This is a genomic window from Pseudomonas sp. S60 (genome assembly GCF_016647865.1).
GTDB classification, from domain to species: Bacteria; Pseudomonadota; Gammaproteobacteria; order Pseudomonadales; family Pseudomonadaceae; genus Aquipseudomonas; species Aquipseudomonas parafulva.
This window is the reverse complement of sequence record NZ_JACVVH010000004.1, coordinates 1-24,873: the sequence shown is the minus strand read 5'-3', so window position 1 is coordinate 24,873 and position 24,873 is coordinate 1. Positions and strand designations below refer to the sequence as shown.

The 24,873-nt window shown below is 62.0% G+C and carries 26 protein-coding genes; 17 read left to right on the top strand and 9 right to left on the bottom strand.

The annotated features are described in order from the left end of the window. Window positions 1-5 precede the first annotated feature (5 nt). From IAE33_RS02910 to trpE, 8 genes are all read left to right on the top strand, one after another. A complete protein-coding gene (locus tag IAE33_RS02910; RefSeq protein WP_028633531.1) occupies window positions 6-635 on the top strand; it encodes a response regulator in 630 nt (209 codons plus the stop codon). A gap of 203 nt (window positions 636-838) precedes the next feature. Then, a complete protein-coding gene (locus IAE33_RS02905; RefSeq protein ID WP_201162064.1) occupies window positions 839-1,963 on the top strand; it encodes an ABC transporter ATP-binding protein in 1,125 nt (374 codons plus the stop codon). Window positions 1,964-2,003: 40 nt separating this feature from the next. Beyond that, a complete protein-coding gene (locus IAE33_RS02900) occupies window positions 2,004-3,038 on the top strand; it encodes an ABC transporter substrate-binding protein (RefSeq protein ID WP_201162062.1) in 1,035 nt (344 codons plus the stop codon). A 61-nt stretch (window positions 3,039-3,099) separates the two neighbouring features. Further along, on the top strand, window positions 3,100-4,347 hold the full coding sequence (locus IAE33_RS02895) for an ABC transporter permease (protein WP_201162060.1): 1,248 nt from the start codon (window positions 3,100-3,102) through the stop codon (window positions 4,345-4,347). Window positions 4,348-4,358: 11 nt separating this feature from the next. After that, window positions 4,359-5,186: an ABC transporter permease gene (locus tag IAE33_RS02890; protein WP_028633527.1), complete on the top strand. Its 828-nt coding sequence runs from the start codon at window positions 4,359-4,361 to the stop codon at window positions 5,184-5,186. A gap of 111 nt (window positions 5,187-5,297) precedes the next feature. Beyond that, a complete protein-coding gene (gene rpe, locus IAE33_RS02885) occupies window positions 5,298-5,972 on the top strand; it encodes a ribulose-phosphate 3-epimerase (RefSeq protein ID WP_028633526.1) in 675 nt (224 codons plus the stop codon). After that, window positions 5,969-6,787: a phosphoglycolate phosphatase gene (locus IAE33_RS02880; protein WP_060482857.1), complete on the top strand. Its 819-nt coding sequence runs from the start codon at window positions 5,969-5,971 to the stop codon at window positions 6,785-6,787. The genes rpe and IAE33_RS02880 overlap by 4 nt, the downstream gene beginning before the upstream one ends. A gap of 69 nt (window positions 6,788-6,856) precedes the next feature. Then, window positions 6,857-8,329: an anthranilate synthase component I gene (trpE, locus tag IAE33_RS02875; RefSeq protein ID WP_201162058.1), complete on the top strand. Its 1,473-nt coding sequence runs from the start codon at window positions 6,857-6,859 to the stop codon at window positions 8,327-8,329. A 92-nt stretch (window positions 8,330-8,421) separates the two neighbouring features. On the opposite strand, the gene estP is transcribed toward trpE, so the two are convergent. Continuing rightward, complete coding sequence (gene estP / locus IAE33_RS02870; protein WP_201162216.1) at window positions 8,422-10,302, bottom strand: esterase EstP; 1,881 nt, start codon at window positions 10,300-10,302, stop codon at window positions 8,422-8,424. Between the two features lie 366 nt (window positions 10,303-10,668). Here estP and IAE33_RS02865 point away from each other — a divergent pair, with 366 nt between their 5' ends. The 4 genes from IAE33_RS02865 (at window position 10,669) to IAE33_RS02850 (ending at window position 13,958) form a co-directional block, all read left to right on the top strand. Continuing rightward, window positions 10,669-11,262, top strand: coding sequence for an aminodeoxychorismate/anthranilate synthase component II (locus IAE33_RS02865; RefSeq protein WP_060482854.1), 594 nt, complete (start codon window positions 10,669-10,671; stop codon window positions 11,260-11,262). A gap of 9 nt (window positions 11,263-11,271) precedes the next feature. Beyond that, on the top strand, window positions 11,272-12,321 hold the full coding sequence (trpD, locus tag IAE33_RS02860; RefSeq protein WP_201162057.1) for an anthranilate phosphoribosyltransferase: 1,050 nt from the start codon (window positions 11,272-11,274) through the stop codon (window positions 12,319-12,321). Next, entirely contained in the window at window positions 12,318-13,151 is an 834-nt protein-coding gene (gene trpC, locus IAE33_RS02855; protein WP_201162055.1) for an indole-3-glycerol phosphate synthase TrpC, read from the top strand. Before trpD ends, trpC begins: the two co-directional genes overlap by 4 nt. A 102-nt stretch (window positions 13,152-13,253) precedes the next feature. Then, window positions 13,254-13,958 (top strand): lipoate--protein ligase family protein, encoded by a 705-nt coding sequence (locus IAE33_RS02850; protein WP_201162054.1) that lies wholly within the window; start codon window positions 13,254-13,256, stop codon window positions 13,956-13,958. On the opposite strand, the gene crp is transcribed toward IAE33_RS02850, so the two are convergent. Next, a complete protein-coding gene (gene crp / locus IAE33_RS02845; protein WP_201162052.1) occupies window positions 13,955-14,599 on the bottom strand; it encodes a cAMP-activated global transcriptional regulator CRP in 645 nt (214 codons plus the stop codon). The genes IAE33_RS02850 and crp overlap by 4 nt on opposite strands. A gap of 189 nt (window positions 14,600-14,788) precedes the next feature. On the opposite strand from crp, the gene IAE33_RS02840 reads away from it, so the two are divergent. Continuing rightward, window positions 14,789-15,211 (top strand): OsmC family protein, encoded by a 423-nt coding sequence (locus IAE33_RS02840; protein WP_004376171.1) that lies wholly within the window; start codon window positions 14,789-14,791, stop codon window positions 15,209-15,211. Window positions 15,212-15,288: 77 nt separating this feature from the next. On the opposite strand, the gene IAE33_RS02835 is transcribed toward IAE33_RS02840, so the two are convergent. From IAE33_RS02835 to hemJ, 5 genes are all read right to left on the bottom strand, one after another. Continuing rightward, window positions 15,289-16,329 (bottom strand): DUF2157 domain-containing protein, encoded by a 1,041-nt coding sequence (locus tag IAE33_RS02835; RefSeq protein WP_201162050.1) that lies wholly within the window; start codon window positions 16,327-16,329, stop codon window positions 15,289-15,291. 9 nt (window positions 16,330-16,338) lie between these two features. Beyond that, window positions 16,339-16,986: a 2-polyprenyl-3-methyl-6-methoxy-1,4-benzoquinone monooxygenase gene (gene coq7 / locus IAE33_RS02830; RefSeq protein WP_060482849.1), complete on the bottom strand. Its 648-nt coding sequence runs from the start codon at window positions 16,984-16,986 to the stop codon at window positions 16,339-16,341. Window positions 16,987-17,051: 65 nt separating this feature from the next. Next, window positions 17,052-17,390, bottom strand: coding sequence for a histidine triad nucleotide-binding protein (locus tag IAE33_RS02825; protein ID WP_028633515.1), 339 nt, complete (start codon window positions 17,388-17,390; stop codon window positions 17,052-17,054). Window positions 17,391-17,454: 64 nt separating this feature from the next. Further along, complete coding sequence (locus IAE33_RS02820) at window positions 17,455-18,237, bottom strand: SDR family NAD(P)-dependent oxidoreductase (protein WP_201162049.1); 783 nt, start codon at window positions 18,235-18,237, stop codon at window positions 17,455-17,457. A gap of 67 nt (window positions 18,238-18,304) precedes the next feature. Further along, window positions 18,305-18,730, bottom strand: coding sequence for a protoporphyrinogen oxidase HemJ (gene hemJ / locus IAE33_RS02815; RefSeq protein ID WP_028633513.1), 426 nt, complete (start codon window positions 18,728-18,730; stop codon window positions 18,305-18,307). 143 nt (window positions 18,731-18,873) lie between these two features. Between hemJ and argC the strand changes: the two genes are divergently transcribed. Both argC and erpA read left to right on the top strand, forming a co-directional pair. Continuing rightward, window positions 18,874-19,908 carry an N-acetyl-gamma-glutamyl-phosphate reductase gene (gene argC, locus IAE33_RS02810; RefSeq protein WP_201162048.1) on the top strand — a complete coding sequence of 345 codons (1,035 nt, stop codon included), beginning with the start codon at window positions 18,874-18,876 and terminating at the stop codon, window positions 19,906-19,908. Between the two features lie 116 nt (window positions 19,909-20,024). Beyond that, window positions 20,025-20,375, top strand: a complete 351-nt coding sequence (gene erpA, locus IAE33_RS02805) for an iron-sulfur cluster insertion protein ErpA (RefSeq protein ID WP_028633511.1) — start codon at window positions 20,025-20,027, stop codon at window positions 20,373-20,375. A gap of 59 nt (window positions 20,376-20,434) precedes the next feature. Here erpA and IAE33_RS02800 read toward each other — a convergent pair whose 3' ends face one another. Beyond that, window positions 20,435-21,526 carry an anhydro-N-acetylmuramic acid kinase gene (locus IAE33_RS02800; RefSeq protein WP_201162046.1) on the bottom strand — a complete coding sequence of 364 codons (1,092 nt, stop codon included), beginning with the start codon at window positions 21,524-21,526 and terminating at the stop codon, window positions 20,435-20,437. Between the two features lie 4 nt (window positions 21,527-21,530). Further along, a complete protein-coding gene (locus IAE33_RS02795; protein ID WP_201162045.1) occupies window positions 21,531-22,952 on the bottom strand; it encodes a peptidoglycan DD-metalloendopeptidase family protein in 1,422 nt (473 codons plus the stop codon). Window positions 22,953-23,163: 211 nt separating this feature from the next. Between IAE33_RS02795 and tyrS the strand changes: the two genes are divergently transcribed. Together tyrS and IAE33_RS24505 are read left to right on the top strand one after the other, a co-directional pair. Then, window positions 23,164-24,363, top strand: a complete 1,200-nt coding sequence (gene tyrS / locus IAE33_RS02790; protein ID WP_201162043.1) for a tyrosine--tRNA ligase — start codon at window positions 23,164-23,166, stop codon at window positions 24,361-24,363. 228 nt (window positions 24,364-24,591) lie between these two features. Continuing rightward, window positions 24,592-24,873: hypothetical protein (locus tag IAE33_RS24505; RefSeq protein ID WP_236406009.1), on the top strand; the 282-nt coding region annotated here is incomplete at its 3' end.

Sequence of the window (24,873 nt, the reverse complement as noted above, 5' to 3'; positions counted from 1 at the left end):
CGACCGTGATTCGAGTACTGGTGGCCGAAGACCACACCATTGTTCGCGAAGGCATCAAGCAGTTGATCGGCCTGGCCAAGGACATGCAGGTGGCGGGCGAGGCCGGCAATGGCGAGCAGTTGCTCGATACCCTCAGGCATACGCCCTGCGAAGTGGTGTTGCTGGATATCTCCATGCCGGGCGTCAATGGGCTGGAAGCCATCCCGCGCATCCGCGCACTGCAGGACCCACCGGCAATCCTGATGCTGTCGATGCATGACGAGGCGCAGATGGCGGCGCGTGCATTGAAAGCCGGGGCGGCAGGCTATGCCACCAAGGACAGCGACCCGGCGCTGTTGCTGGCGGCGATTCGCCGGGTGGCCGGGGGTGGGCGCTACATCGACCCGGCGCTGGCGGACCGCATGGTTTTCGAAGTGGGCCTGACCGAGTCTCGGCCGCTGCATACGCTGCTGTCGGAACGGGAGTTTTCAGTGTTCGAGCGCCTGGCCCAGGGCGCTAACGTCAACGACATTGCCCAGCAGCTGGCGCTGTCGAGCAAGACCATCAGCACCCACAAGGCGCGGCTGATGCAGAAGCTGAAAGTGAACTCCCTGGCGGAGCTGGTGAAGTACGCCATGGAGCACAAGCTGGTCTGATTGCGACACACAGGTTGCGCCCGCCCCCACAAGGGGTGGATGGCAGTGCTGGCCGGTGTCCCAATCGCGTCATCCTTGTAGGGCAATCCCTACACACAATCTTCCATCCGGATGATGGCATTCTCTCAGCGCCCCCGATTTCCCGGTGCTTGCCACTCTTCTACGCTTTTGCCTACGCAGTCATCCAACAAGAAGGTGCAGGCATGAGCGAGGCGAAGTCGAACGCTGCAACCGGCGAAACGCTGGTCAGCTTCCGTGGTGTGCAGAAGAGCTACGACGGCGAATCGCTGATCGTCAAAGACCTCAACCTGGACATCCGCAAGGGCGAGTTTCTGACCCTGCTTGGCCCCTCTGGCTCAGGCAAGACCACCAGCCTGATGATGCTCGCCGGCTTCGAAACCCCTACCGCAGGTGAGATTCAGCTGGCCGGGCGCTCCATCAACAACGTGCCGCCGCACAAGCGCGACATCGGCATGGTGTTCCAGAACTACGCGCTGTTCCCGCACATGACCGTGGCCGAGAACCTGGCCTTCCCGCTGACGGTGCGCAACCTGAGCAAGACCGACATCAGCGAACGGGTCAAGCGCGTGCTCAACATGGTGCAGCTGGAGGCCTTCGCCAAGCGCTACCCCGGCCAGTTGTCCGGTGGGCAACAGCAGCGTGTGGCGCTGGCCCGGGCCCTGGTGTTCGAGCCGCAACTGGTGCTGATGGATGAGCCGCTGGGGGCGCTGGACAAGCAACTGCGTGAGCACATGCAGATGGAAATCAAGCATATCCACCAGCGCCTTGGCGTCACTGTGGTGTACGTGACCCACGACCAGGGCGAGGCGCTGACCATGTCGGACCGCGTGGCGGTGTTCCACCAGGGCCAGATCCAGCAGATCGCCGACCCTCGCACCCTGTACGAGGCGCCCTGCAACACCTTCGTCGCCAACTTCATCGGCGAGAACAACCGCATCAACGGCACCCTGCTGAGCCACGATGGCAACCGTTGCCAGGTGCAGCTGGCGCGCGGTGAGCGGGTTGAGGCGCTGGCGGTGAACGTAGGAAGCCCGGGCGAGCCGGTTACCTTGTCGATCCGCCCGGAACGCGTGCGCCTCAACGGCCACAGCGAAGCCTGCGTCAACCGCTTCTCTGGCCGGGTGGCCGAATTCATTTACCTGGGCGACCACGTGCGGGTGCGCCTGGAGGTTTGCGGCAAGGCCGATTTCTTCGTGAAGCAGCCCATTGCCGAACTCGACCCGGCCCTGGCCGTGGGCGATGTGGTACCGCTGGGCTGGGAGGTGGAGCACGCCCGTGCGCTCGACCCGGTTACCGAAGCCCAATGAAGGTTTGCTGCACCAACCCTGTACTGTGGAGAGAATAACAATGCGCAAGCAGTTGAAACTGACCGCCCTGGCCCTGGGGCTGTTCGCCGCTGGCCAGAGCATGGCTGCAGACCTGACCGTGGTGTCGTTCGGAGGCGCCAACAAGGCGGCCCAGGTGAAGGCGTTCTACGAGCCGTGGGAAAAGGCCGGTAATGGCAAGATCGTCGCCGGTGAGTACAACGGTGAAATGGCCAAGGTCAAGGCGATGGTCGACACCAAGAGCGTGTCCTGGAACCTGGTGGAAGTGGAGTCGCCGGAGCTCGCCCGTGGCTGTGACGAGGGCATGTTCGAAGAACTCGACCCTGCGCTATTCGGCAACGAAGGCGATTATGTGCCCGGCGCCATTCAGCCTTGTGGCGTGGGCTTCTTCGTCTGGTCCACGGTGCTGGCTTACAACGCCGACAAGCTCAAGACGGCCCCCACCAGCTGGGCCGATTTCTGGGACACCAAGAAATTCCCCGGCAAGCGCGGCCTGCGCAAAGGGGCCAAGTACACCCTGGAATTCGCCCTGATGGCCGACGGCGTGGCACCCAAGGACGTCTACCAGGTGCTGGGCACCAAGGAAGGGGTGGACCGCGCCTTCAAGAAACTCGACGAGCTCAAGCCCAGCATCCAGTGGTGGGAAGCCGGTGCCCAGCCACCGCAGTACCTGGCCTCGGGTGACGTGGTCATGAGCTCGGCCTACAACGGGCGCATTGCCGCCGTGCAAAAAGAAAGCAACCTCAAGGTGGTGTGGAACGGCGGTATCTACGACTTTGATGCCTGGGCCATTCCGAAGGGCGCCAAGGATATCGAGCAGGCCAAGAAGTTCATCGCCTTCAGCGTGCAGCCGCCGCAGCAGAAGACCTACTCCGAGAACATCGCCTACGGGCCGGCGAATTCCAAGGCTGTGGAGTTGCTGTCCGAAGATGTGAAGAAAGACATGCCGACCACGCCTGAGAACATTGCCAACCAGGTGCAGATCGACGTGGCCTTCTGGGCCGACAACAGCGAGCAGCTGGAGCAACGCTTCAACGCCTGGGCGGCGAAGAAGTAAACGCCCAGCGTAAGGGGGCCGCGTTGCGGCCCCATTTTCAGTTCGTATCGCGGAGTGTGCCATGGCCATCGCAGTGCCCCTCAAAGAAGGCGCAGGTTCAAATCTCAAGCAGCGCCTCAAGCGCGCCGAGCGGGTCAACCGCTGGAAGGCGCAGGCGTTGATCGCGCCGCTGGCGCTGTTTCTTCTGCTGGTGTTCCTGGTGCCTATCGGCGCGCTGCTGTTCAAGAGCGTCGGCAACCCGGAAGTAGTCAGCGGCCTGCCGCGCACAGTCGAGATCATCGGCCAGTGGGACGGCAAGAGCCTGCCCGGCGAGGACGTCTACAAGGCACTGAGCCAGGACCTGGCCGAGTCGCGCAAGAACCAGACCCTGGGCGACCTTTCCAAGCGCCTGAACATGGAGCTGGCCGGCTATCGCAGCCTGCTGGCCAAGACCGCACGCGCGCTGCCGTTCAAAAGCGAGCCTGCGTCGTACAAGGATGCACTGCAAACCCTGGACGAGCGCTGGGGCGACCCCGCCTACTGGCAGGCGATACGCCGTAACACCAGCACGGTGACCTCGTTCTACCTGCTGGCTTCGCTCGACCACCGTATCGACGACCTTGGCGAACTGGCCAAGGCCACCCCCGACCAGGCCATCTACCTGGATATCTTCACCCGCACACTGTGGATGGGGGTGGTGATCACTGCCATCTGCCTGGTGCTGGCCTACCCCCTGGCGTACCTGCTGGCCAACCTGCCGACCCGGCAGAGCAACCTGCTGATGATCCTGGTACTGCTGCCGTTCTGGACGTCGATTCTGGTGCGTGTGGCGGCGTGGATCGTGCTGCTGCAGTCGGGCGGCCTGATCAACAGTGCGCTGATGGCCATGGGCATCATTGATCAACCATTGGAGCTGGTTTTCAACCGTACGGGTGTGTACATCTCGATGGTGCACATTCTGTTGCCGTTCATGATTCTGCCGCTGTACAGCGTGATGAAAGGCATTTCGCCCAGCTACATGCGTGCCGCCATTTCGCTGGGCTGCCACCCGTTCGCCAGTTTCTGGCGGGTGTACTTCCCGCAGACCTACGCAGGTGTAGGGGCCGGGTGCCTGCTGGTGTTCATCCTTGCCATCGGCTACTACATCACCCCGGCGCTGCTCGGCAGCCCGAACGACCAGATGGTCAGCTATTTCGTGGCCTTCTACACCAACACCAGTATCAACTGGGGCATGGCCACCGCCCTTGGCGGGCTGCTGTTGCTGGCGACCGTGCTGTTGTACCTGATCTATAGCTGGCTGGTTGGCGCCAGCCGCCTGCGCCTGAGCTGAGGAGCCTCGTCATGCTGAGCCCATACATGTCACCCGTTGAGCGGGTCTGGTTCTACAGCCTGCGCATTCTCTGCGGCCTGATCCTGTTGTTCCTGATTCTGCCTGTGCTGGTCATCGTGCCGCTGTCATTCAACAGCGGCAGTTTCCTGGTGTACCCGTTGCAGGGCTTCTCGCTGCAGTGGTACCAGGATTTCTTCGGCTCTGCCGAGTGGATGCGTGCGCTGAAGAACAGCATCATCGTTGCCCCGGCAGCCACGGCGCTGGCCATGGTGTTCGGTACGCTGGCGGCCATCGGCCTCACCCGGGGCGATTTCCCAGGCAAGTCGCTGGTGATGGCCCTGGTGATATCGCCCATGGTGGTGCCGGTGGTGATCATCGGTGTGGCCAGTTACCTGTTTTTCGCCCCGCTGGGCCTGGGTAACAGCTTCACCTCGCTGATTCTGGTACACGCCGTATTGGGTGTACCGTTCGTCATCATCACCGTGTCGGCAACCCTGCAAGGGTTCAACCACAACCTGGTGCGGGCGGCGGCCAGCCTGGGGGCATCGCCACTGCTGGCATTCCGTCGGGTGACCTTGCCGCTGATCGCCCCAGGCGTGATTTCGGGGGCGCTGTTTGCCTTTGCTACCTCGTTCGACGAGGTGGTGGTGACGCTGTTCCTGGCCGGGCCTGAGCAGGCGACTCTGCCACGGCAGATGTTCAGCGGCATACGCGAGAACCTCAGCCCCACCATCGCGGCGGCGGCCACCTTGCTGATCGCGTTCTCGGTGGTACTGCTGCTGACCCTGGAGTGGCTGCGTGGGCGCAGCGAAAAACTGAGGACCCAGCAGCCTGCCTGACCGCTGCTCGCGGTGCGCCACCTGCGGCGCATCGCGATTGATACCAGTCAGCCCTCATTCGCTTGCCTGAGTTACAATGCGCGCCACCGTGATTCTGCCAACAGGTGCGCCATGCAGCCCTACGCTATTGCCCCCTCCATTCTTTCTGCCGATTTCGCCCGTCTGGGCGAGGATGTCGACAAGGTTCTGGCTGCGGGTGCAGACATCGTCCACTTCGATGTCATGGACAACCACTATGTCCCCAACCTGACCATCGGCCCGATGGTGTGTACCGCCCTGCGCAAGTATGGCGTCACCGCGCCCATCGACGTGCACCTGATGGTCAGCCCGGTCGACCGTATCATCGGCGACTTCATCGAAGCCGGCGCCAGCTACATCACCTTCCATCCGGAAGCCTCGCAGCACATCGACCGCTCTTTGCAACTGATCAAGGATGGCGGCTGCAAGGCCGGCCTGGTGTTCAACCCGGCCACCAGCCTGGATGCCTTGAAGTATGTGATGGACAAGGTCGACATGGTGCTGCTGATGAGCGTCAACCCGGGTTTTGGCGGGCAGAAGTTCATCCCGGGCACCCTCGACAAACTGCGTGAAGCCCGTGCCCTGATCGACGCCAGCGGCCGTGATATCCGTCTGGAAATCGACGGCGGGGTCAATGTGGGCAACATCCGTGAAATCGCTGCAGCAGGTGCCGATACCTTCGTCGCCGGTTCTGCCATTTTCAATGCCCCGGACTACGCACAAGTGATCGCGCAGATGCGCAGCGAACTGGCTCAGGCCCGCCCATGAGCGGCTTCGAGCAGCTGTTCCCGGGGACGCTGCCCAGGCTGGTGATGTTCGATCTGGACGGTACCCTGATCGATTCCGTGCCAGACCTGGCGGCCGCTGTCGACCGCATGCTGCTCGAACTCGGCCGCCCCCCGGCCGGCCTTGCTGCCGTGCGCCAGTGGGTGGGCAACGGTGCACAGGTGCTGGTGCGCCGCGCCTTGGCCGGTGGCATCGATCATGCTTCGGTAGATGATGCACTGGCCGAACGGGCCCTGGCGTTGTTCATGGAGGCCTACGCCGACAGCCATGCGCTGACGCAGGTCTACCCGGGCGTAAAAGACACCCTGCGCTGGTTGAGCAAGCGCGGTGTGGAGATGGCGCTGATCACCAACAAGCCCGAGCGTTTTGTCGGGCCGCTGCTGGACCAGATGAAGATCGGCAGCTACTTCCGCTGGATCATCGGTGGCGACACTCTGCCGCAGAAGAAGCCCGACCCAGCGGCGCTGCTGTTTGTCATGCAGATGGCGGGCGTGACCGCGCAACAGTCGTTGTTTGTTGGCGACTCGCGCAGCGACGTGCAGGCGGCCAAGGCCGCTGGCGTGCAGAGTGTTGGCCTTACCTATGGCTACAACCATGGGCGGCCGATCGGTGAAGAGTCCCCCAGCCTGGTGATCGATGACCTGCGCGCACTGCTGCCCGGTTGCGTAGACCCTGCCACTGGGATAACGTTGGCGGACCTTCAAGCCTCACACGACAGAGAGTCCCCCGTGGCGGTTACCGGCAAATTCTGGATGAAAGTCATCAAGGCCCTGGCCCGCTGGCGTTGGCGCGCCTGACTTCTGCCTGCCGGCGCGTGCCGGCCCATCCGTTTGCCCGACCATAAGCTTTATGCCACGAGGCTACTCATGACCCGCGAAGAATTCCTGCGCCTGGCTGCAGCCGGCTTTAACCGCATCCCCCTGGCCTGCGAGACCCTGGCCGACTTCGACACGCCGTTGTCGATCTACCTGAAGCTGGCTGATCAGCCTAACTCCTACCTGCTCGAGTCCGTGCAGGGCGGCGAGAAGTGGGGCCGTTATTCCATGATCGGCCTGCCTTCGCGCACAGTGATGCGGGTGCACGGTTATCACGTTAGCATCCTGCAGGACGGCGTTGAGGTCGAAAGCCATGAGGTCGAAGACCCGCTGGCCTTCGTCGAGGCATTCAAGGACCGTTACAAGGTGGCCGACATTCCGGGGTTGCCGCGCTTCAATGGCGGCCTGGTGGGTTACTTCGGTTACGACTGCGTGCGCTACGTGGAAACACGCCTGGGTGCAAGCCCCAACCCGGACCCGCTGGCGGTGCCGGATATTCTGCTGATGGTGTCTGATGCGGTGGTGGTGTTCGACAACCTGGCCGGCAAGATGCACGCCATCGTGCTGGTCGACCCGGCCGATGAGCACGCCTTCGACCAGGGCAATGCCCGCTTGCAGGACTTGCTCGAAACTTTGCGCCAGCCCATCACCCCGCGCCGTGGCCTGGACTTGAGCGGCCCACCGGCGGCAGAGCCCGAGTTCCGCTCCAGCTACACCCGCGAGGATTACGAAAACGCTGTCGGGCGCATCAAGGAGTACATCCTGGCCGGCGACTGCATGCAGGTCGTGCCCTCGCAGCGTATGTCCATCGACTTCAAGGCAGCGCCCATCGACCTGTACCGCGCGCTGCGCTGCTTCAACCCAACGCCTTACATGTACTTCTTCAACTTCGGTGACTTCCACGTGGTGGGCAGCTCGCCGGAAGTGCTGGTGCGGGTCGAGGACAACCTGGTTACCGTGCGCCCCATCGCCGGCACCCGCCCGCGTGGCGCAACCGAAGACGCGGACCGGGCGCTGGAAGATGACCTGCTGTCGGACGACAAGGAAATCGCCGAGCACCTGATGCTGATCGACCTGGGCCGCAATGACGTGGGCCGCGTGGCCGCCACCGGCAGCGTGCGCCTGACCGAGAAGATGGTGATCGAGCGCTACTCCAACGTGATGCACATTGTTTCCAACGTCACCGGCCAGTTGCGCGAAGGCCTCACAGCCATGGACGCGCTGCGGGCGATTTTGCCGGCAGGCACCCTGTCGGGGGCCCCGAAGATCCGGGCGATGGAAATCATTGATGAGCTGGAGCCGGTCAAGCGTGGCGTTTATGGCGGCGCAGTCGGTTATTTCGCCTGGAACGGCAACATGGACACCGCCATTGCCATCCGTACGGCGGTGATCAAGGACGGCGAACTGCATGTGCAAGCGGGCGGCGGCATCGTTGCCGACTCGGTGCCGGCACTGGAGTGGGAAGAAACCATCAACAAGCGCCGGGCGATGTTCCGCGCCGTCGCACTGGCCGAACAGAACTGACCACACGCTCGGCCTTGTAGGCGCGGGCAAAGCTCGCGATCCGCCTTCTGAAGTTCACGCAAGGCAGATCGCAGGCTACGTTCGCGGCTAGGTTAGAAGTCGACAGAAACGCCCAGGCTTAGGCCCTGCTGTTTCTGCTCGTCGCTTTTGCGCCAGTTATAGCTGCCTCGCAGGTGCACGCCTGCCACGATTTCATGGCTGACACCCAGGCCAACCCGGGTCAGGTTGCTGGCTGGGGTATACCCCGCCAAGGTGAAGTCGTTGGCAGGCAGCCCCGTCAGGTGCAGCGTCACGTCTTGCTGGTCATCTTCGAATTCGTGCTCCTGCGCCACCTCGCCAAACAACCGCGTTGCCGGCACTACCTGCAGGCTGCCCTGCAAGCCGACGCCCAGGCGCCGTGATGTACGGTCCTGGTCATCGAAGGCCAGCGCCGTTGAGCGACCGCTCTTCTCGTCGTAGCCGTCCACCTTCACCCGTGCATAGTCGGCGCTGACAAACGGTGCCAATTGCCACCGGCTGCTGTCTGGCGCCAGGTTGTACCCGACGCGGCCAGACACGGCCCAGGTCTCGCCATCGGTGTTGCCCTTTTCGCTGCGGTTATGGGTACCCAGGGCGAAGGTCCGCTTGAGGTCGCCGTAGTTCAGGTGGCCCGCAGTCAATGCAGCGTCTGCCCACCAGCGGTGTTCGCGGTACTGGGCGAATGCGCTGGCCAGGTAGCTGTCCAGCCTGTAGTCAGAGTCCTGTGCCCCTGCTTCCAGCTTCTGTCGGTAGGCGCCACCGGCCAGGCCCAGGCGCCAGGCATCGTCGAGCCGGTAGCTGGCGCCCACGGTCAGGTTGTAGCCACGGCCATCACCGCTGGCGGCGCCAGGTTGGCTACCGAAATCCAGGTCCTGGGCACCTGTGGCAACAAAGGGTTGCCACGTGCCAACGGCCTGCCAGGGCGCCTGCCACTGGTTGCGGAGTTCATCCTGATGGGCACGCACGCTGGCGTGGGCCATCTCGGGCAGCAGGGTGATCTCCCACGGGGCGGCGATGAGGGAGTAGGCGTAATCGGCAATCAGCCGCTGGCCGGCGATGGTGGGGTGTACCGCATCGTTGAACAGCAATTTGCTCGGGTCGGGTGTTGTGCCATTGAGGCCGTACACGGGGTTGCCTGCGCAACCTTCGCCGCTGTAGCAGGTGCCGACAAGGTTCTGGTTGCTGGCCAGCCCGAACGCGTTGGGGTTGGCCAGGGCTTCGCTCAGCAGCCCCGGAATGTTCAAGGGAATGACTTGCGCGTCCACCTGCCTGAGCTGGCTGAGCAGCGACTGGTTGAACGCGCCGGATAGCTGGGACAGCGGGTTTTGTTGCGGCGTGCCGCTGAAGTTGGGGGTTTGGCCTAGATCAGGCAGCAGCCAGACCATGATATAGCGCGCGCCCCCCTGCTGCAGGGCCTGGGCGCTGGCGGCCAGCCGGGCGCCGGCTGCCACGGCATCAGCAGGGCCGTTGACCAACCCCTGCAGGAAGTCGTTGCCTCCGCCGGTGAGGTAATACAGTGCGTTGGGGGCCGCGCGCAGGCCGTTGGCCAGGTAACCCGGTTTTTCCCGCAGCAACTGACCGGCCCCTGGGCGCCCTGGCGGGATCACCGTCTGCGAGGTGGTGGTGATGGAGTCCAGAATTTGCCGCGTGGTGTAACCGCCTACCGCCCAGTTGTTTCCGTCAGGCAGGCCTACGGCCTGGTTGAGCGGGGAGGTGGAAGGGCCAAGGGCTGCCGGGTTCACGCCAAGGTGTGCGCCCAGGATCATCGGCGACACGGGTGCGTAGTTGCCGTTGGCGTCACGGTTGGTGAAGCGCATGCCGCCAAACTGCCCGGCATCGCTGAGGCTGTCGCCGAACACGATCAGGTTGGAGTAGGGCGATGGGCCGGCGAATGCCTGGCTGCAGGCCAGGGCCAAGGTGCTGAGGGTGAGGCGCAGCAGTGCGGGTTTTCGCATCATGGAACATCCTTTTCTTTGTTTTTATCAGGGGAGCCCCATCGACCTTAGCAAATCGGCGGGCATCGCTCCGAAGTCCATTCGTTTCCCAGTGTTTACGGGCGTATTGCGCCCGCCGCCCCGGTAGGCTACTGTGCCCGAACGTATGAGCGAGACCTACCCTGTGTTGATCGTCAGCAAACTCTTGATGCGCGTAATCAAGGCCCACGCCCGTTGGCGTTGGCGCGCCTGACTTTATCCCCTGCCGGCCTGCCCGGCCCGTCCCTGTTTGCCTTCCTGTATCAGCCCTTTGTGGCGAAGCCGCGCCTGCCACAGGTGTGGGAAGGTTCGAATTATGAAGTCAGTAGATTCAAGAGGTTTAACCCGATGTTACTGATGATCGACAATTACGACTCATTCACCTACAACGTCGTGCAGTACCTTGGCGAGCTGGGTGCCGAGGTCAAGGTCATTCGCAATGACGAGCTGACCATCGCCCAGATCGAAGCCCTGCAGCCTGAGCGCATCGTCGTTTCCCCCGGCCCTTGCACGCCGAGCGAGGCCGGTGTCTCCATCCAGGCCATTCTGCATTTTGCCGGCAAGCTGCCGATTCTGGGTGTGTGCCTGGGGCACCAGTCCATCGGCCAGGCCTACGGTGGTGATGTAGTGCGCGCGCGCCAGGTGATGCATGGCAAGACCAGCCCGGTCTACCACCGTGACCTCGGTGTGTTTGCCGGCCTCAACAACCCGTTGACCGTTACCCGCTACCACTCGCTGGTGGTCAAGCGCGACACCCTGCCAGACTGCCTGGAAGTCACCGCCTGGACGGCCCTCGAAGACGGCTCGGTGGATGAAATCATGGGGCTGCGCCACAAGACGCTGAATGTTGAAGGGGTGCAGTTCCACCCTGAGTCGATACTGACCGAACAAGGGCACGAGCTGTTCGCCAACTTCCTCAAGCAGACTGGCGGCCACCGCTAAGGATCGAATATGGATATCAAGAGCGCGTTGAGCCGTATCGTCGGCCACCTGGACCTGACCACCGAAGAAATGCGCAGTGTCATGCGCGAAATCATGACCGGGCAGTGCAGCGAGGCGCAAATTGGCGCCTTCCTGATGGGCATGCGCATGAAGAGCGAGAGCATCGATGAAATCGTCGGCGCCGTTTCCGTGATGCGCGAACTGGCCGACAAGGTCGAACTGCAGAATCTTGATGGCGTGGTGGATATTGTTGGCACAGGCGGTGATGGCGCCAACATTTTCAACGTATCCACCGCTTCGTCGTTCGTGCTGGCGGCGGCGGGGTGCACGGTGGCCAAACATGGCAACCGGGCCGTTTCGGGTAAAAGCGGCAGTGCCGACTTGCTGGAGGCAGCCGGCATCTACCTGAACCTCACGCCTGTGCAGGTCGCCCGTTGCATCGACAGCCTGGGCATCGGCTTCATGTTTGCGCAAAGCCATCACACTGCTATGAGGTATGCCGCTGGCCCGCGCCGCGACCTGGGGCTGCGCACCTTGTTCAACATGCTCGGCCCGCTTACGAATCCGGCCGGAGTGAAGCACCAGGTAGTCGGGGTGTTCACCCAGGCCCTGTGCCGCCCGCTGGCTGAAGTGCTGCACCGCCTGGGCAGCAAGCATGTCCTGGTGGTGCATTCCAAGGACGGCCTGGACGAGTTCAGCCTGGCCGCCCCCACGTTCGTGGCGGAACTGAAAAACGGCGAAATCACCGAGTACTGGGTGGAGCCTGAAGACCTCGGCATGAAGAGCCAGAGTCTGCATGGCCTCGCCGTAGAAAACCCGCAGGCTTCGCTGGCGCTTATTCGTGACGCCCTCGGCAGGCGCAAGACCGAGAACGGCCAGAAGGCTGCAGAAATGATCGTTCTCAACGCAGGTGCGGCGCTCTATGCAGCCGACCATGCCATGAGCCTGAAGGCTGGCGTGGAACTGGCCAGCGATGTACTGCACACGGGGCTGGCCTGGGAGAAAATGCAGGAGCTGGGCGCCTTTACGGCGGTATTCAAGGTGGAGAACGAAGCATGAGTGTGCCAACGGTGCTGGAACGGATCATCGCCCGCAAATTTCAGGAAGTGGCAGAGCGCCGGGCTCGGGTGAGCCTTGCCGAGCTGGAAGTGCTGGCCAAGTCAGCAGATGCCCCCCGCGGTTTTGCCAATGCCATGATCGAGCAGGCCAAGCGCAAGCAGCCGGCGGTGATTGCGGAGATCAAGAAAGCGTCGCCCAGCAAAGGCGTGATCCGTGAGGTATTCGTGCCGTCCGAGATTGCGGTCAGCTACGAAAAGGGCGGTGCCACCTGCCTGTCGGTGCTGACCGATGTGGATTACTTCCAGGGCGCCGATGAGTACCTGCAGCAGGCTCGCGCCGCGGTGTCGCTACCGGTTATCCGCAAGGACTTCATGGTCGACCCGTACCAGATCGTCGAGGCCCGTGCCTTGGGCGCCGACTGTGTGTTGCTGATCGTGTCTGCGCTCGACGATGTGAAAATGGCTGAGCTTGCCGCCACGGCCAAAGACGTCGGGCTGGATGTACTGGTGGAGGTGCATGACGGCGATGAGCTGGAGCGTGCCCTGAAGACCCTGGACACACCGCTGGTAGGGGTGAACAACCGTAACCTGCACACCTTCGAGGTCAGCCTGGAGACCACCCTGGACCTGCTGCCGCGTATTCCTCGTGACCGCCTGGCCATCACCGAGAGCGGTATCCTCAACCGTGCCGACGTCGAGCTGATGGAAATCAACGACGTCTACTCGTTCCTGGTGGGCGAGGCGTTCATGCGGGCCGAGCAGCCGGGCCTTGAGCTGCAGCGTCTGTTCTTCCCCGAGCAGGTGAAGAAAACCGTTCAGCAACTGGACTGAGCAAAACAAGCCGGCGCAACTGCCGGCTTTTTTACAGGCCCTGCCATTGCCGCTTCCGGGGCAGGCCTTCAAGGCAGCGAAGAAACGATCATAGGTGGATCAATGACCGATCAACCCCTTGCCCTGACTGTGGAACAAGGCCTGCACGCCGAGCAGCAACTGCTGGGGGCAGTGTGCCGCGGCGAACGTGAAAGTGGCGTGCTGTTCTGGCGCCCGACGGACCATGCGCTGGTCATGCCCCGTCGTATGAGCCGGCTGCAACACTTCGAGGCCGCCTGCGCAGAACTGGCGATTGGCGGCTGGCCGGTGCTGCTGCGTGAGACCGGCGGTGAGCCAGTGCCTCAATCGCATTCCACTGTGAACATCGCGCTGGTTTACCCCGCTCCTCGTAGTGAAGGCGACCACGGCCGCATCGAAAACGCCTATCAGCGTCTATGCCTGCCGTTGTGCGACGTGCTGCGTGAGTGGGGCGGTGTGGCCTCGGTGGGGGAAATTGAAGGCGCGTTCTGCGACGGCCGTTACAACGTCAACCTCAACGGCCGCAAGCTGGTCGGTACCGCCCAGCGCTGGCGGCAGAGCCTGGCGGGCAAGCGCCCGGTGGTGCTGGTGCACGGGGCGCTGCTGCTGGACAACGAGCGCGAATCGATGGTGGCTGCCGTCAATCGGTTCAACCAGTGCTGTGAGCTTGAACAGCGCTGCCGTGCCGATGCGCATATTGCGCTACATGAAGTGGCGCCCGAAGCGCCGTGGTTCGCACGGTTGTCCCAGGCGTATGCCAAGGTGCTGGCCGATGTCCCCAAAACCTAGCGGGTACCGTGCACCACCATGGTCTTGCCCTTGACCTGTACCAGGCTGCGCTCCTCGAGGTCTTTCAGGACGCGGCCAACCATTTCCCTTGAGCACCCCACGATGCGGCCGATCTCCTGACGGGTGATCTTGATCTGCATGCCGTCGGGGTGGGTCATGGCGTCGGGTTGCTTGCACAGCTCAAGCAGGCAGCGGGCAACCCGGCCAGTGACGTCGAAAAAGGCCAGGTCGCCTACCTTGCGCGTGGTGTTGCGCAGGCGCTGGGCCATCTGGCTGCCGAGGGCGTAGAGCATGTCCGGGTCCTGGCGTGCCAGTTCGCGGAACTTGCCATAGGTGATCTCTGCCACTTCACACTCGGTTTTGGCCCTGACCCAGGCACTGCGGTGTTGTTCGGCTCCCCCGGGTTCGAACAGGCCCAGCTCACCGAAAAAGTCGCCACTGTTCAGGTAGGCGATGATCATTTCGTGGCCTTCGTCGTCTTCGATGAGGATGGTGACCGAACCCTTGATGATGAACGACAGCGTCTCTGCTCGATCACCGGCGCAGATGATGTTGCTCTTGGCGGCGTAGTGGCGGCGCTGACAGTGCGCCAGCAGCCTGTCGATGTTCTTGAGCTTGGGGGTTGTGGCAGAAGCAACCATCACGAAATCCTGTTCGATACGACCCATAGGCTTTTACAACAGCAAGCCGGCGAAGGCGCCAGTCATTTGGCGCCAGCTTATCAGACGCTTACAAAATGTTTCGGTATTAAACCGGTGCTTCATGTACTTTTCCCGCGGCTGCACAAGGTCTAAGCTGACACCCTTTTTTGAATTCAGGAGTCCAGGCAGATGAAGGCACGTATCCAGTGGGCCGGTGAGGCAATGTTCCTCGGCGAATCGGGAAGCGGCCACGTCGTGGTGATGGACGGCCCGCCCGAGGCGGGTGGTCGCAACCTGGGTGTGCGGCCGATGGAAATGCTGCTGTTGGGCCTGGGCGGCTGCAGCAGCTTCGATGTGGTCAGCATCCTCAAGAAGTCGCGTCAGGCAGTGGAAAGCTGCGAAGCGTTCCTTGAGGCCGAACGTGCCAGCGAAGACCCGAAAGTCTTTACCAAGATCCACATGAACTTCGTGGTCAAAGGCCGCGGGCTGAAGGAAGCCCAGGTTAAACGGGCGGTTGAGTTGTCCGCTGAGAAGTATTGCTCTGCATCGATCATGCTAGAGCGTGCCGGGGTCGAGATTACCCATGGCTACGAAATTGTAGAGCTCGGTTGAAGCAGGTTTTTGGGTTACATCGCCGGCTCTGGCAGAACTGTACGTGACGGCTTGATTTGGCGGGGTGACCCGTGCCATCAGCTGCGCAGCGCTGGCAGGGCCACCTGTACCCACCCCGGCAACCTTCCCCGCATCCACTGGCTCAACCGCTCACGCCGCTTCTGGTAAAACAACCCCAGGCCGATCACCCCCAGCCCGATCAAGGTCAGTACGACCGGGAAGAGCAACGAGTCGACAAATACCTCGTAAGCCAGGTACCCCAGGTAGGTCGCCACGCCCAGCGCGCCGAACACCATGAACACCGGCCGGCGCAGCAGCACGGCCATGGCGATCAGTACGAGGTTGATGAGGCAATACACGGCCTTGCCCAATTCGCTGCCGTTATCCACCAGCGTCAGCCCTCCCCAGAACGCGGCGAGGCCCGCCAGATAACCCCAGTGGGCATAATCCTGCCGGGTGCGGCCATCTACCACCAGAAACACCAGTAAGGTCGCCAACCCGAACCACAGTGACACTTCACGGCGCTGCTCCCAGGTGAACGGCGAGCCGAAGAACCACTCGCTCATGTCCATCGACATGAACCACAGCGCCACGGCAATCGGCATCACGATGAAAGGGTAGGGCACAAGCCGCAGCATCAGCAGCCCGGCCAGGATGGTTGCGGCCTCCATCAACAGCCAGCCGCCCTGAACATGGGTGTAGTACTGGTGATAGTTGCTTTGGGTGTCTTCCAGCGGCCACCAACCCAGAAGGCGTTCGACGGCAAAAACCGCCAGGGGCACGATGCTGACCGCCACTGCTGCCAGTGCGCCGGCCGCCACCGGTTGTGCCCGCCGCTGCAGCCTGAGTGCGAACAGGGTAATGAACAAGACGTAGAGGCTGGCGACCAGCAACAAGGCGCCGTCACCCACGCGCAACCAGGCCTCATTCAGCAGCCAGCCCATGGCCGCCATGATCAACAGGGCACCGAAGTAGAACGCCGTGTGCGCCAGTTGCAGGTTGCCGGTAGCGGCCGGCTGCTGGCGCAGAAACGCCAACAGCGCCCGGTCCTGGCCGGGTTGCAGAACCCCGGCCTCAACCGCACGTGCCAGGTCCGTTGCTTGGTAGCGTTCGGTCATGCCTGCCCTTTAGATACGGTAGGTGCTCTTGGTCATGACCTTGGCCAGCAGACTCATGCCAAAGCGTACGGGCGCCGGGAAGCGGTAGCCGCCCGCCTCAAGTGCGGTTTCGGCGTGCTGTTCCTCGTCGATGCGCATCTGCTCGAGAATCGCCCGGGATTTCTGGTCATCGGCAGGGATTTGCTGGAGATGATGGTCGAGGTGTTTGCACACCTGGTGCTCGGTGGCGGCGACGAAGCCCAGGCTGACCTTGTCGCTGACCAGCCCGGCAAGTGCGCCAATGCCGAACGACATGCCATAGAAAAGGGGGTTGAGCACGCTGGGGTGGCTGTTGAGTTGGCGAATGCGCTGCTCGCACCACACCAGATGGTCGATTTCTTCTTCTGCAGCGTGTTCCATGGCCTTGCGCACTTCCGGCAGTTTCGCCGTCAGGGCCTGGCCCTGGTACAGCGCCTGAGCACAGACTTCACCGGTGTGGTTGATGCGCATCAGCCCGGCAACATGGCGCGCCTGTTGGGCATCGAGGTCGACGTCGGGCTGGATGATGGCCGGTGAAGGCCGGGACGGCTGGCCGCTGAAAGGCAGCAAGGTGCGCATGGCGGTATCGGCCTGCAGCAACAAGCGGTCGAGCGGGGAATAGTGACGTTCGGTAGCCATCGGGCACCTCCGCAAGAATGTGCCCGACAGTTTACCCCAATAGCATCAGGGTCGCTTGCCGTGGATCAGCCCGGCGGCCAGTTCATCTGGCGCTGGCCAAGCACGTGCATGTGGATGTGGTACACCGTCTGGCCGCCCTGTTCATTGCAGTTCATGACCACCCGGAAACCCTCTTCGCAGCCTAGCTCCTTGGCCAGACGCTGGGCGGTGAACAGGATGTGGCCGGCCAGGCCCTTGTCTTGCTCGGTCAGGTCGTTGAGGGTGCGGATGTGCTTTTTCGGAATGACCAGAAAGTGCACCGGCGCCTGGGGGGCGATGTCGTGGAACGCCAGAACCTGGTCGTCCTCGTAGATGATCTTTGCCGGGATTTCCCGGTTGATGATCTTGATGAATAAATCGTCCACAGCACTTGCTCCATGGTGAAGGTCCGGCCCGAGTGTACTCAGCCGGGCGGCGCTCGCCCAGTGGCTATTCCATGCCAGCCGGGCAATAGCGCCTGTGGATGACCCCGGCCAGCTTGCGCACCAGCCAGCGCGGCAGCAGGCGAGGGGCGAATGCCAGCCAACGGTTGCGCCTGCCCGGCATGATCACTGCGCGGTTCTTGTCCAGCGCACGTACGGTGTACAGTGCCAGTTCCTCCGGGCTGATGCACCGGGCCTTGCCATCCAGGCGGGGTATGCGCCGGCGCGATGAGCGCACCGGGCCTGGGCAGAGCACCGAAACCTTGATGCCGGTGCGCCCGAGTTCTTCACGCAGGGCCAGTGTAAAACTCATGACATATGCCTTGCTGGCGGCATAGGCAGCAAGCCAGGGGCCGGGTGCAACACCCGCAAGGCCGGCCACGTTGAGGATCTGGCCACCGCCCTGTACCGCCATCAGGTTGCCAATGGCGTGGCACAGGCGGCTCAGGGCAAGAACGTTGACTTCCAGCAGGTCCTGCTCGTCTGCCCACTCGTGGGCCAGGAACGGCCCGTAGGTGCGTTGGCCGGCGCAGTTGACCAGCAGGTCGATGCGCCGCTCGCCTTCTTCGAGTTCCAGCACGAAGCCCGACAGGCGCAGGGGCTGGCTGAGGTCGCAGGCGCGCAACAGCACTTCAACGCCAAAACGCTGGGTCAGCTCGATAGCCACCGGCTCCAGCGTTTCTCGGTGGCGGGCCACCAGGATCAGGTTGCGCCCACGCCTTGCCAGGGCTTCCGCCAGGGCCAGGCCCAGGCCGCTGGAAGCACCGGTGATCATGGCGTAACGGGTCATGCAAGGCTCCTGGGGCTGAAGAGGGCGCGTAGTGTACAGCTTGTGGTGCCTGGCGTTGCGTTTTGCGTCAGAAGGGCTTGACCACCACCAGGATCACGATAGCCAGCAGAAACAGCACGGGCACTTCGTTGAACCAGCGATAGTACACATGGCTGCGGGTGTTGCTGCCGCTGGCAAAGCGTTTGCGCTGGGCGCCGCACATGTGATGGTAGCCGGTCAGCAGGATTACCAGTGTCAGCTTGGCGTGCAGCCACCCTTGGCTGAGCCAGCCCGGCGTGAGGTAGAGCATCCAGATGCCGAACACGTACGTGGCGATCATCGCCGGGTTCATGATGCCCCGGTACAGCTTGCGCTCCATGGTCACGAAACGGTCCTGGCTGACGCTGTCCTGGCTTTGGGCGTGGTACACGAACAGCCGTGGCAGGTAGAACAGGCCGGCAAACCAGCAGACCACGCTGACGATATGCAGCGCTTTGATCCATAGATAGAGCATCGAGGTAGTTCCTTCAGGGTATTCACGGTCGTCAGATAGTAGTGCCCAAGTGTCATCAGGGGCACCCGAAGAGTTGTTACAGACGCATCGCGCCCCTATCATCGTGACTTTTCCAGGCGACTCGTTGATAAGGGGCAAGCGTTATGATCAAGGTCGGTATCGTCGGCGGCACGGGTTACACCGGCGTCGAACTGTTGCGCCTGCTGGCACAGCACCCACAGGCGGAAGTGGCGATCATCACTTCGCGCTCCGAGGCAGGCTTGCCAGTGGCGGACATGTACCCGAACCTGCGCGGTCATTACGACGGGCTGGCATTCAGCGTGCCTGACAGCAAGGCGCTGGGTGCCTGCGATGTGGTGTTCTTTGCTACGCCACACGGTGTGGCCCATGCCTTGGCGGGTGAACTGCTGGCTGCCGGCACCAAGGTGATCGACCTTTCGGCAGACTTCCGCCTGCAGGACGCTGAAGAATGGGGCAAATGGTATGGTCAGCCCCACGGCGCCCCGGAGTTGCTGGCAGATGCGGTGTATGGTTTGCCTGAGGTGAACCGCGACAAGATTCGCCAGGCACGCCTTATTTCGGTACCGGGCTGCTACCCTACCGCTACCCAGCTGGGTTTCTTGCCCTTGCTGGAGGCGGGGCTGGCTGACGAGACCCGCCTGATTGCCGACTGCAAGTCCGGTGTCAGTGGCGCGGGCCGTGGCGCGGCCGTGGGCTCTTTGTTCTGCGAGGCTGGTGAGAGCATGAAAGCCTATGCGGTCAAGGGCCATCGCCATCTTCCAGAAATCAGCCAGGGCTTGCGACTGGCTGCGGGCAAGGACATCGGCCTGACCTTCGTGCCCCACCTGACACCGATGATCCGCGGCATCCACGCGACCCTGTACGCCACGGTTGCCGACAGGTCGGTAGACCTGCAGGCACTGTTCGAGAAGCGCTACGCCAACGAACCGTTCGTCGACGTGATGCCCGCCGGCAGCCACCCGGAAACCCGCAGCGTGCGCGGTGCGAACGTCTGCCGCATCGCCGTTCACCGGCCACAAGGTGGCGACCTGGTGGTGGTGCTGTCGGTCATCGACAACCTGGTCAAAGGTGCTTCCGGCCAGGCGGTGCAGAACCTCAACATCCTGTTCGGCCTGGACGAGCGTATGGGCCTTGGCCATGCCGGCCTGTTGCCCTGACACAGATGAATGGCAAGCGGCAGGGTGACGCTTGCTATTGTTGACCGATTTTCTCGGGAAAGCGGATAATAGCCGCCATCGAGTTTTATGGCGGCTACCACGCCGGGAGAATCAACATGAGCGTCGAAACCTTCACCCCCACGGCTTTGGAATTTACCCACGGCGCTGCGCAAAAGGTGAAGACACTGGTTTCCGAGGAAGGCAATGACCGCCTGAAGTTGCGTGTATTCGTCACCGGTGGCGGCTGCTCGGGCTTCCAGTACGGTTTCACCTTTGATGAAGATGTCGCCGAAGATGACACCATCGTCGAGCGCGAAGGGGTGTCGCTGGTGGTTGACCCGATGAGCTTCCAGTACCTGGCGGGTGCCGAAGTGGACTACCAGGAAGGCCTGGAAGGTTCGCGGTTCGTGATCAAGAACCCGAATGCCGCCACCACCTGCGGCTGTGGCTCTTCCTTCTCGATCTGAAGTTTGCTGCAAAAAAACGCCGCGCAATTGCGCGGCGTTTTGCTACCTGCAGCAGGGTGCTATGCAGGGTAGATGGCGCCCAGTATGCGTAGCCCACGTGCAGCGGTGACACTGGGGCGGTTGGCAGCAACCCCTTCGAGGCAGCAATGGGCCAGCCAGGCGAACGCCATGGCCTCCACCCAGTCAGGGTCGATGCCATAGGCGGCTGTGCTTGCAACCTTCGCCTGCGGCAGCAACTGGGCCAGGCGAGCCATCAATGCGCCGTTGCGGGCGCCGCCCCCACATACCAGCAGGGCATGGGTACCCGGTTGCGCATTGTTCAGCGAGTCGATGATGCTGCGCGCACTCAGTTCCAGCAGCGTCGCCTGCACGTCTTCGTCGCGGTAAGCGGGCAGCGTGGCCAGGTGGCTGTCCAGCCAGGGCAGGTTGAACACCTCACGGCCTGTGCTTTTTGGGCCACTCCCCGCAAAGAACGGATCAGCCAGCAATGTACCGAGCAGGGCAGGTTGCACCTTCCCGGTTGCGGCCCATGCGCCGTCAGCATCGTAGGCCTGGCCGCGCTTGCGTTCTACCCAGGCATCCAGCAGCACGTTGCCGGGGCCACAGTCGAAGCCGTGTACGGGTGTGCCTTGTGCAATCAGGCTCAGGTTGCTGAAACCACCGACGTTGAGGATTGCCAGGCGCTGGCCAATGTGGCTGAACAAGGTTTCGTGAAAGGCCGGTACCAGGGGCGCACCTTGGCCTCCGGCAGCGACATCGCGGCGTCTGAAATCGGCCACAACGCGGATGCCCGTGACCTCGGCCAGCAGCGCCGGGTTGCCAATCTGCACCGTAAACCCGCGTGCAGGTTCATGGCGAATGGTCTGCCCATGGCTGCCAATGGCGCGGATGTCCTCGGGGCGCAGCCCCTGACGTGCCAGCAACTGCGCAATACCTTCACCGGCCAGTGTGGCCCAGCGGTTTTCCGCCAGTGCGGCTCGGGCGATTTCGTCGGGCCCGCTACTGCACAGGCTGAGTAGCGCCTGGCGAAGGTCGTCGGGCATCGGCAGGTAATGGGTGGCGAGCAGTTGAAGCTGCTCGCCTTGTTCTACCAAGGCAATGTCCAGGCCGTCGAGGCTGGTGCCGGACATTACCCCAATGTAGAGGGCCATGCTGTCAGCGCTTGTTGGAAGCGAGCAGCGTGGCCTTTTCCTGATCCATGCGGGCGATCAGGGGCTGGCTCTGCTGCAGGAAGCGCTGGCGCTCGTTCTTGGCGATCGGGTCGGCCATCGGCACTTTCTGGCTCAGCGGGTCGACGTGCACACCGTTCACCTGGAACTCGTAGTGCAGGTGAGGGCCAGTGGACAGGCCGGTGGTGCCGATATACCCGATGATCTGGCCTTGCTTGACCGTGCCGCCGGTCTTGATGCCCTTGGCGAAACCTTGCATGTGCCCGTAAAGGGTCTTGTAGCGGTTGCCGTGCTGGATAACGACCGTATTGCCGTAACCGCCGCGGCGCCCGGCAAGTTCGATACGGCCATCGCCTGCAGCCTTGATCGGTGTGCCGCGAGGCGCTGCATAGTCGACGCCTTTATGCGCACGGATCTTGTTCAGAATGGGGTGCTTGCGGCCTGCAGAAAACCGCGAGCTGATACGGGCAAAGTCTACCGGCGTGCGGATGAACGCCTTGCGCAAGCTGTTGCCATCGGCCGTGTAGTAGGTGGTGTTGCCCTGCTTGTTGGTGTAGCGCACAGCGGTGTAGGTCTTGCCGCGGTTGGTAAAGCGCGCTGACAGGATGTTGCCGGTGCCGACCACTTTGCCATCCATGACCTTCTGCTCGTAGACCACGTCGAATTCATCGCCTTGGCGAATATCCTGGGCAAAGTCGATGTCGTAGCCCAGCACCCGTGCCATGTCCATGGTCAGGCTGTGGGACAGCCCGGCGCGTTGGGCAGAGGCCGACAGGGAGCTTTTGATCACGCCGTGGGCGTAAGCGGTGCGTACGACCGGTTTGCTGATTTCTCGGTTGAACGTGTAGCCCTTGTCGGTCTTGCTCAGGCGAATGGTTTCAAGGCTGCTGACTTTGCTGTGCAGGTTGGCGAGCTGGCCGTCTTTGTCCAGCTCGAACTGCAGTACCTGGCCATGCTTCAGCTGGCTGAACTGCTTGGCCTGCTTGCTGCTGGCCAGGATGTCGTGGACGGCATTGGCAGGTAGGCCAACCTTGGCGAACAAGGTAGAGAGGGTGTCACCGCTGGCGACGGTCACCTCGCGGTGGCCAGGTGCCTTGGCAGCCTGTGCGGCGGGCTCGGTCGCCGACGCTTTTTGCTCAGCATTCTGTGTGCTGGGTGCCGGCTCTTCGATCTGGGCGAACGGCGAGCCTTGCTCACCTTCGGCCTGTACCAACGGGGCAGTGCGCGATTCGTCCTTGAGCTGCTCGGCGGGGCTTTCCAGCTCCAGGTTAAGGGTGGTTTTCTTGGCTTCTACGTCGCTGGAGGGGAATACCAGCAGGGCCAGGCTGAGCAAGGCCGCGATGCCACTGGCGGCCAGAATATGGGTCTTCGGATAAAGCGGAGGCGCTTTAGGCGGTTCGTTGGTCATGGGCTAAGGACTTTGAAAAAGGTGAAATGGAAAAGATGAATGACATGATGAAGATGAAATAACTGTATAAAATATAACCAAAAGCATTTTCACGCAAGGGCGCGTAGACGTCGCGATGCCGGGTCCGGGTCACATCCCTTTGCGAACTTGTATTTGACGGCCGATCTTGTATGGTTGGCTCCCCCTGAATCTGAGCCTTGCGGGTTTGTCTATGAAGTCGGTTGAAGAGCAGCTGGCGCTTATCAAGCGCGGTGCCGAAGAAGTACTGGTCGAGTCGGAACTGGTTGAGAAGCTCAAGCGCGGTCAGCCCTTGCGCATCAAGGCAGGCTTCGATCCCACGGCGCCCGATCTTCATCTCGGCCACACGGTGCTGATCAACAAGCTGCGTCAGTTCCAGGACCTTGGCCATCAGGTGGTGTTCCTCATTGGTGACTTCACTGGCATGATCGGCGACCCCAGCGGCAAGAGCGCCACGCGCCCACCCCTGACCCGCGAGCAGGTGCTGGAAAACGCCGAAACCTATAAACAGCAGGTGTTCAAGATTCTCGACCCGGCCAAGACCGAGGTCGCGTTCAACTCCACCTGGATGGACACCCTGTCACCGGCAGACTTCATTCGCCTGGCGTCGCAATACACCGTGGCGCGCATGCTCGAGCGTGATGACTTCGACAAGCGCTATACCACCAATCAGCCCATTGCCATCCATGAGTTCCTTTACCCGCTGGTGCAGGGTTATGACTCGGTAGCGCTGAAGGCGGACGTCGAGTTGGGCGGTACCGATCAGAAGTTCAACCTGCTGATGGGGCGCGAGTTGCAGCGTGCCTATGGCCAGGAGGCCCAGAACATCGTCACCATGCCATTGCTCGAGGGGCTGGACGGCGTGAAGAAGATGTCCAAGTCGCTGGGCAATTATGTGGGTATCCAGGAAGCGCCAGGGGTGATGTACAGCAAGTTGGTGTCGATTCCTGACACCTTGATGTGGCGCTATTTCGAACTGCTGAGCTTCCGCTCGATGGAAGAGATCGAGGGGCTGCGTGCTGATGTGGCAAAGGGTGCCAACCCACGAGACATCAAGATCAAGCTGGCCGAGGAAATCGTTGCGCGTTTCCATGGTGAGGAGGCGGCGGCCAATGCCCACCGTGCGGCCGGTAACCGTATGAAGGAAGGCGAGCTTCCAGAAGACCTGCCGGAGGTTGAAGTGGTGTCTGCCGAGAGCCTGCCTATTGCTGCCGTGCTGAATCGCGCTGGCCTGGTGAAGAACTCGGCGCAGGCACGTGACCTGCTGGCCGGGGGAGCGGTAAAGGTTGATGGCGCTGCAGTCGACCGTGATTTCATGTTTGCCCTGGGTGCCAGCCATGTGTGCCAAGCCGGCAAGAAGTCGTTCGCCCGAGTTACCCTCAAGTCTGAGTAACCTTTTATAACGTAGGAGCGAGCGTAGCTCGCGATGCGCCGCCATTGGCGGCGCTGTTTCAGCTTTTGTTTCACTTTAATGAAATAAACGGTTGACGCCCTCTCGAATCCCCTTATAATGCGCCCCACTTCCAGCGACAACGGAACGCAAAACTTCTTGAGATTCAATGAGTTAAGCGATTAACGGGTTTCTGGAGGCGCTACGATCACCCGATCAAAAGCGGTTGAGATGAAGGTTGACAGCGCGCTTGAGTGCTGTATGATTCGCCTCCCGCTACGAGCGATCGCAGCGAGTCAAGTGTTTGAAGCTAAACGAGTTTCTCGCAAAAAACTTCAAAATAAACGCTTGACAGCAAATGAGGAAAGCGTAGAATGCGCGCCTCGGTTGAGACGAAACGCTCTCAGCCAAACGCTCTTTAACAAATTGAATCAAGCAATTCGTGTGGGTGCTTGTGAGTATGGACTGATAGTCACAAAGATTATCAGCATCACAAGTGGCCATGCGAGAAAT

Coding starts and splice junctions, on each gene's coding strand:
- hemJ (WP_028633513.1), bottom strand. CDS start 18,730: ATGCTCTATCTATGGATCAAAGCGCTGCATATCGTCAGCGTGGTCTGC.
- IAE33_RS02850 (WP_201162054.1), top strand. CDS start 13,254: ATGACCGATCAACCCCTTGCCCTGACTGTGGAACAAGGCCTGCACGCC.
- argC (WP_201162048.1), top strand. CDS start 18,874: ATGATCAAGGTCGGTATCGTCGGCGGCACGGGTTACACCGGCGTCGAA.
- IAE33_RS02890 (WP_028633527.1), top strand. CDS start 4,359: ATGCTGAGCCCATACATGTCACCCGTTGAGCGGGTCTGGTTCTACAGC.
- trpC (WP_201162055.1), top strand. CDS start 12,318: ATGAGTGTGCCAACGGTGCTGGAACGGATCATCGCCCGCAAATTTCAG.
- rpe (WP_028633526.1), top strand. CDS start 5,298: ATGCAGCCCTACGCTATTGCCCCCTCCATTCTTTCTGCCGATTTCGCC.
- IAE33_RS02880 (WP_060482857.1), top strand. CDS start 5,969: ATGAGCGGCTTCGAGCAGCTGTTCCCGGGGACGCTGCCCAGGCTGGTG.
- IAE33_RS02900 (WP_201162062.1), top strand. CDS start 2,004: ATGCGCAAGCAGTTGAAACTGACCGCCCTGGCCCTGGGGCTGTTCGCC.
- IAE33_RS02800 (WP_201162046.1), bottom strand. CDS start 21,526: ATGGCCCTCTACATTGGGGTAATGTCCGGCACCAGCCTCGACGGCCTG.
- erpA (WP_028633511.1), top strand. CDS start 20,025: ATGAGCGTCGAAACCTTCACCCCCACGGCTTTGGAATTTACCCACGGC.
- estP (WP_201162216.1), bottom strand. CDS start 10,302: ATGCGAAAACCCGCACTGCTGCGCCTCACCCTCAGCACCTTGGCCCTG.
- IAE33_RS02840 (WP_004376171.1), top strand. CDS start 14,789: ATGAAGGCACGTATCCAGTGGGCCGGTGAGGCAATGTTCCTCGGCGAA.
- IAE33_RS02905 (WP_201162064.1), top strand. CDS start 839: ATGAGCGAGGCGAAGTCGAACGCTGCAACCGGCGAAACGCTGGTCAGC.
- tyrS (WP_201162043.1), top strand. CDS start 23,164: ATGAAGTCGGTTGAAGAGCAGCTGGCGCTTATCAAGCGCGGTGCCGAA.
- IAE33_RS02795 (WP_201162045.1), bottom strand. CDS start 22,952: ATGACCAACGAACCGCCTAAAGCGCCTCCGCTTTATCCGAAGACCCAT.
- crp (WP_201162052.1), bottom strand. CDS start 14,599: ATGGTTGCTTCTGCCACAACCCCCAAGCTCAAGAACATCGACAGGCTG.
- trpE (WP_201162058.1), top strand. CDS start 6,857: ATGACCCGCGAAGAATTCCTGCGCCTGGCTGCAGCCGGCTTTAACCGC.
- trpD (WP_201162057.1), top strand. CDS start 11,272: ATGGATATCAAGAGCGCGTTGAGCCGTATCGTCGGCCACCTGGACCTG.
- IAE33_RS02835 (WP_201162050.1), bottom strand. CDS start 16,329: ATGACCGAACGCTACCAAGCAACGGACCTGGCACGTGCGGTTGAGGCC.
- IAE33_RS02895 (WP_201162060.1), top strand. CDS start 3,100: ATGGCCATCGCAGTGCCCCTCAAAGAAGGCGCAGGTTCAAATCTCAAG.
- IAE33_RS02820 (WP_201162049.1), bottom strand. CDS start 18,237: ATGACCCGTTACGCCATGATCACCGGTGCTTCCAGCGGCCTGGGCCTG.
- IAE33_RS02865 (WP_060482854.1), top strand. CDS start 10,669: ATGTTACTGATGATCGACAATTACGACTCATTCACCTACAACGTCGTG.
- coq7 (WP_060482849.1), bottom strand. CDS start 16,986: ATGGCTACCGAACGTCACTATTCCCCGCTCGACCGCTTGTTGCTGCAG.